A 14316-nucleotide genomic window follows, 5' to 3' on the forward strand; every position below is an offset into this window, starting at 1 on the left:
ATCGTGTGCGACCTCAGCCGTCCGCCACTTCTTAGAAGCCTCAGACTAGGCGTCCCCGTCGAAAGATTGGGGCTTTTCCCGTTTGAACTTCATGCCCTTTCCTTTAGTTGGACGACTACCCAATCCATTCCTTTTCGCTTTGAAAGCTCAGATGAACGAGTATTCTCAGCTGGTTACAATTTGCTGATGCAGAAACTTGCCTTCGATTCTGTGCTGTGAGAGGGTGAGCTACTCTTTTACCGGGATGATATCGATTGAAAGCTATGAGTTTTTTCTACGAGCGGAAAGAAGCCGCAGACACCGTGACGATCACACTGAAGCCACACTCCCTCTATTTAATGCTGGGGATGCTGGCCGTTTGGCTGGGGAATGATCTGATCTTAAAATCAGCCCCGATGGCGCAGATCGTCATGCCTGTGTTTATTGTTTTTATGGTCGTTCGTTTCTTCTCCTTGGTGCGTGTTCAACGGGAAGTGATTGTTGCGATGAAGCAAGGCCGTGTAGAGACACAGGGCAGCAAGTTTTCTTTCCGAAATCCCTTCCGCTATATCATTCGCAAAGCTCAGGAAACCGAATTCTGAGGTTTGATGGAGGAATAGCCGACATACTACTGACGGCTATTCTTTCCTGACAGGACATAGCTCCTGTAGCCAATGGTGGCTTATTCCTGCATTGATAACAGGCATAATATCGGTGTTGTTATCGAAGTAGAGGAATCTATGCCAGCATTCAATTGGAAACCCCTGTTATTTGCCTGCTTAATCGTCAGTATTGGTCAACTGAGTCTTGGTTTGGTGTTTCCCTTATTGCCCTGGATTGGACATGACCTGGCAATTTCTTCCGATCAGACGCAATTGCTGGTCGCCATTTATCTACTTGGATTTGGTCCCTCTCAGCTTGTCTATGGCCCCTTGTCCGATGTCTTTGGCCGCCGACCGGTCTTACTGACCGGTGTCTTCATAGCGCTTATCGGCGTTAGCGTTGTTCTTTTCCTGTCGGATTCTTTTTCCGGGTTATTGATCGGCCGTTTTATTCAGGGTTGTGGTGCGGGCAGTGTTTCCGTGCTGGCCAGAGCGACCATTCGTGACAGTTACCAAAAACACAATCTGGCGAAGGCAATGACCTGGCTGGCGATTGTCGCCGCTTTCACGCCGATTATGGCCCCGGTGATCGGCGGGATGATCAATCACCACCTGGGCTGGCTGTCTGCATTTATCGGACTGGTTGTTTATATTGCTCTGATTTGGCTGCTGCTTATGTTCAGTTTTCGGGAAACCCTGAGCAAATCTGTTCAGGCACCCTCGATGAAAAAGCTCGCCGGAAACTATCTGTCTTTATTTCGCGAACGTCATTTCATGACCTTTGCCGGGATTGGCTGGATTAATTTTGCCATGGTGATTCTGGCGATCTCTCTGATGCCTTACATCATGCAGGTTCAGATAGGGCTGAGTTCGGATCAGTATGCACTCTGGGCGATGATACCTGCATGTGGCCTGCTCTTTGGCGGCTTATTGTGCCAACGGCTCAGGCCAAAACTCGGGACGGCAAGAATGCTGCAATTGGCACCATGCATGCAGTTGATCTCAGCGGCGTTATACGTGCTGGCGCCAGTTGATCCGGTTTGGATGTCGGTCGCGCATTTTATGCTGGCGGTGACCAACGGCATTGCTTTTCCTTGTGCGCAGTCGATGTTACTGATCCCATACAGTGACAAGGCCGGCACGGTGTCAGCGTTATCCGGTGCCTGCCAGATGGTTGTCGCGTCACTGGTCAGCCATTTCCTGCTGCAGTTTGGGATTCATCAGCCCTGGCATCTGGGAGGCGTTTTACTGGGGGCTTCTGTGTTGGGCATGGTGTTCGTTCATCTGGGGGTTCGGAGTGAATCGGGCCGGCAGGCCGCGCTGGAACTGAATTAGGGACCAGAACAATTCCCTTGAATGCGAAACTCTCTCAGGAATCAGAGAATCTTCCATACTTAAGACACAGATTACGTTGGCTGAGGAGGTCGTATGCGTCAGCTTTTCTGTATGACGGCTGTCCTGATGGTAGCCGCTTGTGTTAGCCAGTATGAAGCGCAGTTATCCCAGCAAGGAGAGTGGCAGGAACTTGGGGCCTATCATGGCGAATATGGCTATCAGGAATGGAATAAAAAGCGGCTGGACCGGCTGGGAGTGATGTCTGAATCTGACTATGAAAAATACCGGGCGGGTTATCTGCAGGGGCGATATGAATACTGCAGTGGCAAAAAAACAGTTACGACAGCGATTAACCCGGCTTACCCCGATGAATGCCGTCAGGATCCCAGTCAGTTAGGGCTGGCTGAGCGCGGGTTTTAGTGAAATGAGTGTGAAACAAAAAGGCTGCTTGAAGCAGCCTTTTGAATGACAGACAGTGAATCCGCAATTAGTTATTGCTGTGCAGCTCGCTGTTCAGTTCCACGGCTGTTTTGTTGGTCAGACACTCAATCGCACCACTCACTGAGTTACGACGGAACAGCAGGTCCGCTTTACCGGCCAGATCACGCGCTTTCACGGTTTCAACCACATTACCGTCTGCATCCAGCATGGTCACTTTGGTGCCTGCTGTCACATACAAACCGGACTCAATGGTACAACGGTCACCCAGCGGGAAGCCCAGACCGGCGTTAGCACCCAGCAGGCTGTTTTCACCGATAGAAATCACGACTTTACCACCGCCACTCAGGGTACCCATAATGGAGGCGCCACCACCGATATCAGAACCGTTCCCAACCACAACACCAGCCGAGATACGGCCTTCGACCATGCTCACACCCGTGGTACCTGCGTTGAAGTTGATGAAACCTTCGTGCATGACTGTGGTGCCTTCACCCACATGAGCGCCCAGACGCACGCGCGATGTATCGGCGATGCGGACACCCGCAGGCACAATGTAATCCACCATTTTCGGGAATTTATCGACACAGTCGACGCTCAGCACTTCACCATTCAGGCGGGCTTCCATTTGACGCTCCGCCAGCTCAGGCAGATCGATCGGGCCCTGACTGGTCCATGCGATATTGTGCAGCAGACCGAAAATGCCATCCAGAACCAGTCCGTGCGGCTGAACCAGACGGTGAGAGATCAGCTGAAGCTTCAGGAAACCTTCAGCCACAGAAGCAGGCGCGTCATCGGTTGCCAGAATCACCAGAACCAGCGGCTGTGAAGATTGTGCTGCCTTTTCCGCAAAACGGGCACTGGCTTGCTCATCATGGGACGCAAAAGCGCGGGCCAGATCAGCAGCCTGAGATGCCGTGATCTCAATCGCCTGATTTCCGCCTTTGTATTCAACGAGGGTTGCTATCGCGTCAACCAGCGCTTGCGCCGGGTTCAGTAATGGCGTAGGGAAAAAAGATTCAATGATTTTGCCGTCGCGGTTTTTGGTCGCGGTACCCAAGGCTAAAGAAAATGTGGCCATGGTGAAATGGTCTCCATATCAAAAGGGAAAACGACTGCGGATCTTCAACAGTCTGTTTGATGATTCAAAAATTCTGATATCCCATCATAAAGAGACTGAACCGGATATTGAAGGGGAAATCTGTCATTCACCGGAAATTGACTGAGAAATGGTGAAAATAGCGCTTTATCCCTATAGAAACTCAGTATTTTTGCATAAAAATATAGCGCAAAAAAACCTCCCACAGGAGGTTTCTTCAATGCACGTCAGCTGGGAATCTGTCAGGCAGCTTCGCTGTCTGCTTCATCCTGAACGGCTTCAGGCTTCGCCGGCTTTTTCTTGGTTGCCGGCTTGGCTTTTTTGGCGCCCAGCGCAACCAGTACTTTTTCACGTTCCTGAGCCAGGAAAAGTGCCAGTTCTTCCTGTTTGGCTTCGTCTTCAAGCAGCTTGCTTTCACTGAGCACAGTAAACAGCTCGTCTGCCATATCCAACATTTTATCGTAGGCATCAGCTTCAGATTTAGAGGTAAAAGTCATCTTCTCTTCTCCGTTGCGCTCAACTACGTATTTGACGATAACTGCCATGGTCACCCTCTCCGAATATTGATTAACTGGTTTTTTATACAGTAGGATAGGTGCAGAGTCCAGTGCTGTTTCCGGAGAATAGGAGTTCTTGTGAGCATGAGAGAAAAATTTGATCAAATTTATGCCCGTGCTGCCGATCGCAAAGGCGGTGAAGTTGCTTTGGAAAGTTTGTTAAATCACCCCTTATCCCCGACAGACCTGAGTGCTATTCCGGATGATCGCTGGCTGGCCGCTTTTACGCAGAAGGTGTTTCAGTCGGGTATGAGCTGGAAAGTGGTGCGTCAGAAATGGGCGGGTTTTGAATCCGTATTTTTTGGGTTTGATATTGAAAAACTGCTGCTGGTGCCGAACGAAATGTGGGAGCGAAAAGCGACGGACCCGGCCATTATTCGTCATCTTGGCAAGGTCATGACGATTCCCGAAAATACTTACATGATTCACCGTGCGGCCAGGGAATTCGGATCGTTTGCCGTCATGGTGGCAGACTGGCCATCGGAAGATATCATTGGTCTGTGGAAATATCTGAAAACCAAAGGAAAGCGCTTGGGCGGCAATACCGGACCCTATACATTGCGAGTGATGGGCAAAGATACTTTTATTCTCAGTCAGGATGTTGAAGCTTACCTGCGCAGCACAGGCATGATGGAGGGAGGCCGGAACACACAACGGTCGCTGGCGGCAGCACAGGCTGCGTTTAACGATTGGCAGCAGGAGTCCGGCCGGCCTTTATGTCAGATCAGTCAGATCATTGCGTTCAGTGGCGGGGACAATCGGGTCTGAACCCGGCCGCCAGCGCAGACAGAAATCAATGAAGGCGGCCAGCAACGGGCTGCTGTATTTGTCTTTGTGATATGCAAGCCAGTATTGGCGCGGTTTGGGCAGGTGCAGGGGAAGCTCCGCCACGCGACAGTCCCTGACTGCGTGGGCCGTGGCGCGGCGGGACAGGCAGGTCATGCCCAGACCGGCGGCGACACTGTTGAGAATCGATTCGGTGGTATTGAGTTCGAAAGCCAGTTGCCAGCTTTGCAGTTCGGGCGCAAGATGATTCAGAAAGTAGTCCCGCGTACCCGAGCCGCTTTCCCGCAGCACCCAGTCCGTGCCGGACAGATCAGAAAAAGTCAGCGCAGGCTGGTTCAGTAAAGGATGTTCGGGATGGCAGATGATCACCATCTCATCCTGAAGCCAGGGCTGGCTGATCAGGTGTTTTTCAGAAATCCGCCCTTCGACCAGTCCGATATCCAGCTCAAAATCACATAACTTTTCGACGATCCCTGCCGTATTGCCGATCAGCAGTGACTGATCGGTATGCGCAGTTTGCGTTCTGAAATCCCTGAGCAGGAAAGGGGTGAGCTGATTGCCGACGGTATCGCTGGATCCGATGGCAAGGTGCCCGGTCAGCGGACCGCGGCGCTGAAACAGTTGCGCAATACTCTGCGTGCGATGCAGCAGTTCATCGGCGAGCGGCAACAGACGCCGGCCTTCACTGTTAAGCGTGAGCCGGTTGTGATGGCGATCAAACAACGGCTGGCCGAGTTGTTTTTCCAGTTCGGCAAGCGCCATGCTGACTGCAGGCTTGGTGAGGAAAAGCCGCTCCGCCGCAGCGGTGACCGTCTTTTCCTGTGCGACAGCAACAAACACTCTGAGCTGCTTCAGGGCAATATTCATCAGACCTCGACATGTGTTCAGTAAAATTTAACCTGAGTTTCAATTTATTCAATTATTCTAAACCATCCTGCTTCAGTACACTGGCTTTATCAACAGAAAAATTAATAGTGCTCTGACATGAGGAGTGAAGCCATGGGTCAGGTTTGGAAACAAAAGATTGCAGCAGTACCGACGCCGATGGCTGGTCTGGCACTGGCGATTGCCAGTCTGGGCTGGTGCTGGGAAAACGCGTTGCCCTTTCACGGGCTCGCACAACTTGGTGGTGCCATGATTGCGGCGGTCCTCTTGCTGGGACTGGCCGTGAAGTTTGTGCTGCATCCGAACCTGCTATGGCAGGATCTTAAGCACCCGGTCGTCGGAAGTGTTGTGCCGACCTTCTCGATGGCCCTGATGGTGATTTCTCATGCGATGGGGCCGTTCATGCCGTTGACCGGTCAGATCATCTGGCTGGGTGCTGTGGTCATGCATCTGATTTTTCTGGTTTGTTTTATTTATCATCGCTTGTCCGGGTTTTCGCTTCATCACATGGTGCCGAGCTGGTTCGTGCCGCCTGTCGGGATCATTGTGGCGGATGTGGCCTTTCCTGGGGGCATCATGTCGCCGCTGGCACATGGGCTGCTGGTGTTCGGGCTGAGTGCTTATGCCCTGATGCTGCCCGTGATGCTCTATCGTCTGATTTTCTGTCACGAGGTGCCGGATGCGGCAAAACCAACCATTGCGATTCTGGCCGCGCCTGCGAGTCTGTCGCTGGCGGGGTATCTGACGGTGACTGCACAACCGTCTGTCCTTATGGTTGCTTTGCTGGCAAGTATCGGTCTGCTGATGACAATGGTTATCTATCTGGCTTTTGTCCGCTTGCTGCGGCTGCCCTTCACGCCCGCCTATGCCGCTTTTACGTTTCCGATGGTGATCGGGGCAACTGCCTTGTATAAAACCGCGCAATGGATGAGCACTCAGCCGGTTTTATCGGACTATGCAGGGCAGATCGAAACACTCGCGCTGGCTGAGCTCTTTATCGCCACTGTGGTGGTCGGATATGTGATTGTGCGGTATCTGACGTTTTATTGTTCAGCGCTGACCGGGCTTTGGCGTCCGCATGTAACGGGCTGAACCTAAAGGGCGGCGTCCGTCACAGGCGCCGCTGTTTACACCCTGCCATCCTTGATAGACAATCGTGTCATTCTTGTCTGAAAGCGAGCCTGATGCGTGTTTACTGTCTACCATTCCAATCAGCTGGACCTGCTGAAATCGCTGCTTGTTGAGCTGGTTCGTCGTGATCCTTTGTCGAACCCTTTCATACCGGAACAGATACTGGTCCAGAGTCCGGGCATGTCGCAATGGCTGAAACTGGAGCTGGCACAGTCACTGGGCGTGGCTGCCAATATTGCATTCCCGCTGCCGGCTACCTTTATCTGGGATATGTTCACCAAAGTCTTGCCGGATGTGCCTGCGCGAAGCGCCTTCAACAAAGAAGCCATGACCTGGGCCCTGATGAGCGTGTTGCCCGGCCAGTTGGACAAACCTGAATTCCTGCCCTTAAAACGCTATCTGGAATCGGATGATGATCAGCAGCGCCGCTATCAGCTGTCGGCCAAAATTGCCGATATTTTTGACCAGTATCTGGTGTACCGCCCGGAGTGGATTCAGGCCTGGGAATCCGGGGTAGTGGATCCGGAACTGACGGCAGAACATCCCTGGCAGCCGATCCTCTGGCAGGCGCTGTATGACCATATTCTGGGGCAGGGACAGTCACCGTATCACCGGGCAAACCTTTATGAACAATTCATAGAGACGCTGGCAGGCTACGCCCGTTCAGGTACTTCCTTGCCGGATTCACTGCCCAAACGCTTATTCGTCTTCGGAATCTCTGCCTTACCGCCCCGGTATATGGATGCCTTGGCGGCGCTTGGCAAACACATTGACGTCCATCTGATGTTTACCAATCCCTGCCGCCATTACTGGGGCGATGTGCGAGATCGAAAGTATCTTGCGCGTCTGGCGGCACGGCAGCGTCAGCAGGTGATCTGGCAGCAGGAACACAGTGAGGTAGCCGGTGAAGTGGGGGTGCTGAAAGGCACGCTGGAAGACAATGTCACCGACGAGACCCTGCAGGACGCCGCCGTGGGGAATACCTTGCTGGCGTCTCTGGGCAAACTTGGCCGGGATAACCTGTTTCTGCTTTCTGAACTGGAAGCGTTTGAAGTCGACGCCTTTGTTGATGTGACGCCGGACAGCCTGCTGCATGCCATTCAGTCCGATATTCTCAATCTGGATGACCGGGTGAAGGATCAGCTGCTGGCGGACAGTCAGCACAAGATGGCGCTGAGTCCGGCGGATCGTTCGCTTTCGGTGCAGGTTTGCCATTCACCCATGCGGGAGGTGGAAGTGCTGCATGACAACCTGCTGGCGATGCTGGATGCCAATCCGGCGTTGTCGCCTCGGGATATGGTGGTCATGGTGCCGGACATCAATGCGTACAGCCCTTATATTCAGGCCGTGTTCGGCAATGCCCCGCCGGATCGTTACCTGCCTTTCTCGATCTCGGATCGCAGTGCGGATCAGGAAAACCCGGTTCTGCTGGCGTTCCTGCGTTTGCTGGATCTGCCCAACAGCCGTTGTCAGGCCTCTGAGCTGACTGAAATGCTGGAAGTCCCGGCCATCATGCGCCGGTTCGGACTGGACAGTACCCGCTTTGTCCAGGTCAAACGCTGGATTGAGGAAGCCGGGATTCGCTGGGGGCTGGACAGCAATACCGCGCCTGAGTTTGCGTTGCCGTCACAACAGCAGAATACCTGGCTGTTTGGCTTGCAGCGGATGCTGCTGGGCTATGCTATGCCACAGCAGGCCGGACTCTATCAGGGCATGCTGGCGTACGATGAAGTTCAGGGGATGGAGGCTGAGTTGGCCGGGCAACTCAGCGTGTTTGTGGACCAGTTGATCCGTTACCGTCGGGTGTTGAATCAGTCACATGCCGCCCGCGATTGGTTTGCCGTTCTGAATCAGCTGCTGGATGACTTTTTCGAGGTTGATACCGAAGGGGAACTGGTGCTGCGTCTGATCCGGGAAAAGTTGCAACAGCTGGAGCTACAGCTGGGGGATGCCGGATACGGCGAGCCGCTGACGCCTGCCATCATGCGCGACTATCTGAATGAAAAACTCAGTGGTGAGCGGGTCAGTCAGCGCTTCCTCGCGGGTCAGATTAACTTCTGTACGCTGATGCCCATGCGTTCGATTCCTTTTCAGGTAGTGTGTCTGCTGGGGATGAATGACGGCGTGTATCCGCGCACCATCGCCCCGGAAGGGTTTGATCTCATGATGGGTCGTCAGCGCGCCGGAGACCGATCTCGCCGGGATGACGACAGATATCTGTTTCTGGAAGCGATTCTGTCTGCACAGCAGCAGCTTTACATCAGTTATGTGGGACGCTCGATTCAGGACAACAGTGAGAAAATGCCATCCGTGCTGCTCAGTGAGTTACTGGATTATTGTCAGCAGGGATTCTGTGTGGCCGGTGATGAAGCGTTATCGCCGGATGAATCCGGGCAACGGCTGGTGCAGTGGCTGACTCGCCATCACCCGCTGACACCATTCAGTCCGCAGGCGTTTTTGGGGGCGCAGGCCAGCTATGCTTCGGAATGGTTGCCTGCCGCCCGGCGCGAACCGATCCGGCAGGAAACCTTCCTGACTGAGCCGCTGGCAGCTTTTTCCCTTGAGGCTTCTGAAGGGTCCTCCAGCCAATTGCCTGTGATGGAGCTGGCTGAGTTACAGCGTTTCTGGCGTTTACCGGCGCAGTACTTTTTCAATCGCCGGCTGAAAGTCTATTTTGAAGCATCGGAAGGGGCGATGACCGATGAAGAGCCGTTTGCGCTGGACGGACTGCAACGGTATCAGTTGCGTGAAAATTTACTGACGACTTTGTTGTCGCAGCACCGCCAGCCGGATGCTCTGGCCCGTTTTCAGGCCTGGCAGCATGCTGCGGGTGCACTTCCGATTGCGGCTTTCGGAGAACTGACGCTGGAAGAGGAAAAACAGCAGATCCTGCCGCTGGCAGAACAGGTATCGGCGCTGCTGGCCAATCCGCTTGAGGATGCGGAAATTGATCTCTCGCTGACCCTTGCCTCCGGACCGGTGCAGTTGCAGGGATGGCTGCGCCACCTGACACAGGACGGTCTGGTTCACTTCAGGCCGGGGAAAATCCGGGCACAGGATCTGCTGCAAGCCTGGATTGAACATCTGGCTTTGGCGGCACAGCGCAGTGAAGCCCCGACGCATCTGCTGGGCATCGACACCCACTATCGGATCAGGCCGGTTTCTCCGGCGGAAGCCCGGGAGCATCTGTCGGTTCTGACGGATGGTTATCTGGCCGGACAGTCTTATCCGTTCCCGTATTTTCCAAGAACAGCACTGGCTGGGCTGGAGGCCCTTCAGGACAAGCAGGGCAACTGGCTGACCGATGAAGACAGTCAGGCAAAAGCGTACACCAAGATGGCCGCAGCATTTCAGGATAGCTATCTGTTCAGTGGTGAAGGCAGTAACGCCTATATCGCCCGGGTCTGGCCGGTGTGGTCTGAAAGTCTGGCGGAGGAATCGATGCACTGGGCACAGCGTGTTTTGCAACCAGTGTTACAGCGACTGGAAAAAGTGGATTAGCCGGAGCTGAAAGGGTCAGAGAGCGAGGTGGCCGCCGGCAAAATCATTATGAGGTGTAGGGTGTTCACCGGTCGGCCACAAGGTCCAGAGGTAGACCAAATTTCTTGGCAGCGATACTACAGAAAGCGCTTGGCTGAAAATGTGAAACACCTCCCATAGTGATAGATGAGTCAGAAGTAAATGTGGCGATCCGAAGATGAACCGGTTCGTGATCACAAAATCATCGGTAATAAATACATTAATTCCAACATTTATGCTGGTCAGGTCGACATTGTATGGCTTTACAACGAAGTCCATTAGACGAGCGTAGCGGGCAAGTTCAGAGACAGGTTGATGAAATGACAGCGACCCCAAATACAGAAAATCCGGTTATCGTACCTCAGCCGCTGGAGCCGATGCATTTTCCGCTGCACGGGACACGCTTAATTGAAGCCTCTGCGGGTACAGGAAAAACATTTACCATCGCCAGTCTGTATCTGCGTTTACTGCTGGGGCATGGCCAGCATGACGCCGCTTTTCCGCACCCGCTCACCGTGGATCAGATTCTGGTGGTGACGTTTACCGAAGCGGCCACCGCGGAGTTACGGGATCGGATCCGCCGCCGGATCCACGAGGCTCGTCTAGCATTCAGCCGGGGCGCGAGTGATGATCCTGTTCTGAAGCACTTACTCGCTGATCTGCCGGATCATGCCCGATCAGCGGCGATTTTATTACAGGCCGAACGTCAGATGGATGAAGCGGCAATATTCACCATTCATGGCTTTTGTCAGCGGATGCTGACTCAGAATGCATTTGAGTCCGGCAGTCTGTTCACCAACGAATTCATCACGGAAGAAAGCCAGTTGCGGGCACAGGTCGCAGCGGACTACTGGCGGCGAAATTTTTACCCGTTAACCCGTGAACTGGCCAATGAAATCCGCCGTTGCTGGCCGGCGCCTGATGCGTTGCTGAAAGAAATCAATCCCTTTTTATCCGGCGCTCCAATCACATTAAAGGCGCCCCCTTTGTCGGGCGATCTGGCACAGCTGCATCAGCAGAACCTGCAACGGATTGAAGCCGTGAAGCAAGGCTGGCAGACCCATGCCGCAGATTTTCTTGCTCTGATCCAGAACTCAGGGGTGAACAAGCGCAGTTATACCAAAACCAGCCTTCCGAAAGCGCTGGATGAGGTCGGGCAGTGGGCGGAGCAGCCGACGATGGACTACAGCCTGCCCAAAGCGCTTGAAAAGTTTGATCAGGCGGTACTGGCTGAGAAAACGCCCAAAGGCGGGGTGCCTGAGCATCCGGTTTTTACCGCGATTCACGAGCTGCTGGCATCACCGCCCAGTGTGCGGGAACCCGTGCTGGCCCATGCGATTCAGGCTTGCCGGGAATTGCTGACCGAGGCGAAAAAACGCAAAGGCTGGTTGTCGTTTGATGATCTGCTGACCCAGCTTGCCGCAGCGCTGCAAACCGATGCAGAATCCGGTCAGGGAGCGCTGGCAGCCCGGATTCGACATTTGTACCCGGTTGCCATGATTGATGAGTTTCAGGATACGGATCCCTTGCAGTATCAGATTTTCAGCACGGTCTATATGCCACCGGCTGAACCTGAGGCTCCGGCGGCATCCTGTTCCGGGCTCTTTATGATCGGGGATCCCAAACAGGCGATTTATGCCTTCCGGGGGGCGGATATTTTCACTTATATCCGCGCTCGGCGGCAGGTCAGCGCACATTACACACTGGGAACCAACTGGCGCTCGACCGCAGGCATGGTTTCGGCAGCCAACCGGGTGTTTGAGCTGCCCGACAGCCCCTTTGTGTACGACAGCGACATTGCATTTTTACCGGTTCAGCCCAGTCCTAAAGCCGCCGGGCGTCACTGGCTGCTGCATGGCGAGCGGCAACCCGCGCTCTGTTTCTGGCATCAGTCAGCGGATGCACCCGTCAGCAAGGGCGATTATCTGTCTGTGATGGCAGAGGCAACCGCAGCGCAGATCCAGACAATTCTGACACAGGCCGCGCAAGGCGATGCAATGCTGGTGAGCGGCAAAACGGCTCATCCGGTCGCTGCCGGAGATATTGCCGTACTGGTCCGGACCAGCGCAGAAGCAGCGCGGGTGCGCGAGGCACTGGCCTCGCAAGGCATCCCGAGTGTTTATCTGTCGAATCGTGACAGTGTGTTTGCCAGCCAGGAAGCGACCGATCTGTTTCGTCTGCTGATCGCCGTGCAGCACCCGGAGCAGGAAAGCACATTGCGTGCTGCGGTAGCGACGCCTTTGTTTGCGCTCAGTGCCCGGCAACTGGATCGGCTGAACAATGAAGAAGATGAGTGGGAACGCTGGATTGCAGAATTCCGGGATTACCGGACCCTGTGGCTGCGGCGAGGGGTGCTGCCGATGCTGCGTCATGTCCTGACCCGGCGTCAGATTGCCGAGCGGCTGCTGGGAGAAAACGGCGGCGAGCGCAGGCTGACCGATGTGCTGCACCTCGGCGAACTGCTGCAACAGGCCAGCCAGACCCTGGACAGTGATCAGGCGCTGATCCGCTGGCTGGCAGAACATATTGAAACGCCCAATGGCAACAGTGATGAACAGCAGCTTCGATTGGAATCCGACAGCAATCTGGTGCAAATCGTCACCATCCATAAATCCAAAGGGCTGGAATACGATCTGGTGTTCCTGCCTTTTGTCTGCAGTTACCGCAGTACCGAAACAGCCCTGTTTCATGATGCGGAATCACAGCAGGCTGTGCTGGATGTCAGCGGTGCGGAAGCCAGTCTGGCACTGGCGGAACAGGAGCGGCTGGCAGAAGATTTACGTTTGATTTATGTGGCACTAACCCGTGCGGTTTATGGCTGTTATGTCGGCATGGCACCGCTGCGCAATGGTCGCAGCACCAAAGAGCCGACTGGTCTGCATCTGTCTGCCATCGGGCATCTGGTTCAGAACGGGCAGCAGGGCGGACTGGCAGAACTGGCCACTGCACTCAATCAGCTGGCGGAAAGTGAGGATATCTGTGTCGCTGAACCCCCGACACGGCCAGAGCATCTCTGGGAGCCGGTGGCGGACGAACAGCCCGACCCGGTGGCATCTGTTTTTGAACATCCGGTCGAACATCGCTGGTGGATCACCAGCTATTCATCTCTGGTGAAACAGGGGCATACGGCGCTGGATGCCACCAGCGAACTGCCAGGCTTTGATACGGATTCAGCGCAGGACAGTCAGCGGGAGGATGAAGGCGAGCCAGCGCATAGCGAACCGGCGCGCAGCATTTTTACCTTTCCGAAAGGGGCGCGTCCCGGCACTTTCCTGCATACCCTGTTCGAGCAGATTGAATTTACCGAAGCCCCGGACAGCGAGGCCACTCAAGCGGTGATTCTCGAACTGCTGCGACAGGAAAACTACGACGCCGACTGGTTGCCGGTTTTACAGGATCTGCTGGCTCAGGTGCTGAACTGTGCGCTGGATGGCGAACACCTTCGCTTGTCTGCGCTGACACCGGCACAGCGTCTGGTTGAAATGGAATTCATGCTGCCGATTCAGTTGCTGTCGTCTGCATTACTGAATAAAACACTGGCCCGGCACGACACCCTGTCGGCCAAAGCCGGGGAACTGGGCTTTGCGACGGTCAGTGGCATGCTGAAAGGCTTTATCGATCTGGTGTTTGAGCATCAGGGAAAATACTACGTGCTGGACTGGAAATCGAACTGGCTGGGCGACAGCCACGATGACTACCGCGGTGAAGCACTGACCACGGCGATGCGTGAGCACAGATACGATCTTCAGTATCAGTTGTATGCGCTCGCGCTGCACCGCTTCCTGAAAAGCCGTCAGGCAAATTATGATTATGAACAGCATTTTGGCGGCGTGTATTACCTGTTTCTGCGCGGGGTGCGCAGTGAAGAGAACAGCGGTATTTTTCACGCCCGCCCGAGTCTGGCGCTGCTGACGGAACTGGAAATGCTGATCGACGGAAAAATGAAGACGGGAGAAACCGCCTGATGACCCTGCTGATGACAAAT

General features: G+C 54.4%; 11 protein-coding genes. 8 read left to right on the forward strand and 3 right to left on the reverse strand.

What is annotated here, in order from left to right; translation table 11 throughout:
* The 4 genes from Q4579_RS16125 to Q4579_RS16140 form a co-directional block, all read left to right on the forward strand.
* Positions 1-219: hypothetical protein (locus Q4579_RS16125; protein WP_303565604.1), on the forward strand; the 219-nt coding region annotated here is incomplete at its 5' end.
* Positions 220-263: 44 nt separating this feature from the next.
* Positions 264-581: a hypothetical protein gene (locus tag Q4579_RS16130; RefSeq protein ID WP_303565605.1), complete on the forward strand. Its 318-nt coding sequence runs from the start codon at positions 264-266 to the stop codon at positions 579-581.
* A 138-nt stretch (positions 582-719) separates the two neighbouring features.
* Entirely contained in the window at positions 720-1916 is a 1197-nt protein-coding gene (locus tag Q4579_RS16135) for a multidrug effflux MFS transporter (RefSeq protein WP_303565606.1), read from the forward strand.
* Positions 1917-2009: 93 nt separating this feature from the next.
* Positions 2010-2336 (forward strand): DUF2799 domain-containing protein, encoded by a 327-nt coding sequence (locus Q4579_RS16140; protein WP_303565607.1) that lies wholly within the window; start codon positions 2010-2012, stop codon positions 2334-2336.
* A gap of 67 nt (positions 2337-2403) precedes the next feature.
* Here the strand turns inward: Q4579_RS16140 and dapD are convergent, their stop codons facing one another.
* Complete coding sequence (gene dapD, locus Q4579_RS16145) at positions 2404-3435, reverse strand: 2,3,4,5-tetrahydropyridine-2,6-dicarboxylate N-succinyltransferase (RefSeq protein WP_303565608.1); 1032 nt, start codon at positions 3433-3435, stop codon at positions 2404-2406.
* 260 nt (positions 3436-3695) lie between these two features.
* On the reverse strand, positions 3696-3998 hold the full coding sequence (locus Q4579_RS16150; protein ID WP_303565609.1) for a YebG family protein: 303 nt from the start codon (positions 3996-3998) through the stop codon (positions 3696-3698).
* A 96-nt stretch (positions 3999-4094) separates the two neighbouring features.
* On the opposite strand from Q4579_RS16150, the gene Q4579_RS16155 reads away from it, so the two are divergent.
* Positions 4095-4778 carry a DNA-3-methyladenine glycosylase I gene (locus tag Q4579_RS16155; RefSeq protein ID WP_303565610.1) on the forward strand — a complete coding sequence of 228 codons (684 nt, stop codon included), beginning with the start codon at positions 4095-4097 and terminating at the stop codon, positions 4776-4778.
* Here the strand turns inward: Q4579_RS16155 and Q4579_RS16160 are convergent.
* Positions 4725-5663 (reverse strand): LysR substrate-binding domain-containing protein, encoded by a 939-nt coding sequence (locus Q4579_RS16160; RefSeq protein ID WP_303565611.1) that lies wholly within the window; start codon positions 5661-5663, stop codon positions 4725-4727. The genes Q4579_RS16155 and Q4579_RS16160 overlap by 54 nt on opposite strands.
* Before the next feature lie 132 nt (positions 5664-5795).
* Here Q4579_RS16160 and Q4579_RS16165 point away from each other — a divergent pair, with 132 nt between their 5' ends.
* From Q4579_RS16165 to recB, 3 genes are all read left to right on the forward strand, one after another.
* A complete protein-coding gene (locus Q4579_RS16165; RefSeq protein WP_303565613.1) occupies positions 5796-6773 on the forward strand; it encodes a TDT family transporter in 978 nt (325 codons plus the stop codon).
* A 96-nt stretch (positions 6774-6869) separates the two neighbouring features.
* The gene (gene recC / locus Q4579_RS16170; RefSeq protein ID WP_303565614.1) at positions 6870-10313 is read left to right on the forward strand and encodes an exodeoxyribonuclease V subunit gamma; all 3444 of its coding nucleotides are present in this window, start codon (positions 6870-6872) and stop codon (positions 10311-10313) included.
* A 338-nt stretch (positions 10314-10651) separates the two neighbouring features.
* Positions 10652-14296: an exodeoxyribonuclease V subunit beta gene (gene recB / locus Q4579_RS16175; protein ID WP_303565615.1), complete on the forward strand. Its 3645-nt coding sequence runs from the start codon at positions 10652-10654 to the stop codon at positions 14294-14296.
* The last annotated feature ends 20 nt before the right edge of the window (positions 14297-14316 follow it).

It is taken from the genome of Photobacterium sp. 1_MG-2023 (genome assembly GCF_030547945.1).
Taxonomy (GTDB): domain Bacteria; phylum Pseudomonadota; class Gammaproteobacteria; order Enterobacterales; family Vibrionaceae; genus Photobacterium.

Excerpts from the sequence above, each read along its gene's own strand:
- Q4579_RS16130 (WP_303565605.1), top strand. The coding sequence starts at position 264 with ATGAGTTTTTTCTACGAGCGGAAAGAAGCCGCAGACACCGTGACGATC.
- Q4579_RS16135 (WP_303565606.1), top strand. The coding sequence starts at position 720 with ATGCCAGCATTCAATTGGAAACCCCTGTTATTTGCCTGCTTAATCGTC.
- Q4579_RS16140 (WP_303565607.1), top strand. The coding sequence starts at position 2,010 with ATGCGTCAGCTTTTCTGTATGACGGCTGTCCTGATGGTAGCCGCTTGT.
- dapD (WP_303565608.1), bottom strand. The coding sequence starts at position 3,435 with ATGGCCACATTTTCTTTAGCCTTGGGTACCGCGACCAAAAACCGCGAC.
- Q4579_RS16150 (WP_303565609.1), bottom strand. The coding sequence starts at position 3,998 with ATGGCAGTTATCGTCAAATACGTAGTTGAGCGCAACGGAGAAGAGAAG.
- Q4579_RS16155 (WP_303565610.1), top strand. The coding sequence starts at position 4,095 with ATGAGAGAAAAATTTGATCAAATTTATGCCCGTGCTGCCGATCGCAAA.
- Q4579_RS16160 (WP_303565611.1), bottom strand. The coding sequence starts at position 5,663 with ATGAATATTGCCCTGAAGCAGCTCAGAGTGTTTGTTGCTGTCGCACAG.
- Q4579_RS16165 (WP_303565613.1), top strand. The coding sequence starts at position 5,796 with ATGGGTCAGGTTTGGAAACAAAAGATTGCAGCAGTACCGACGCCGATG.
- recB (WP_303565615.1), top strand. The coding sequence starts at position 10,652 with ATGACAGCGACCCCAAATACAGAAAATCCGGTTATCGTACCTCAGCCG.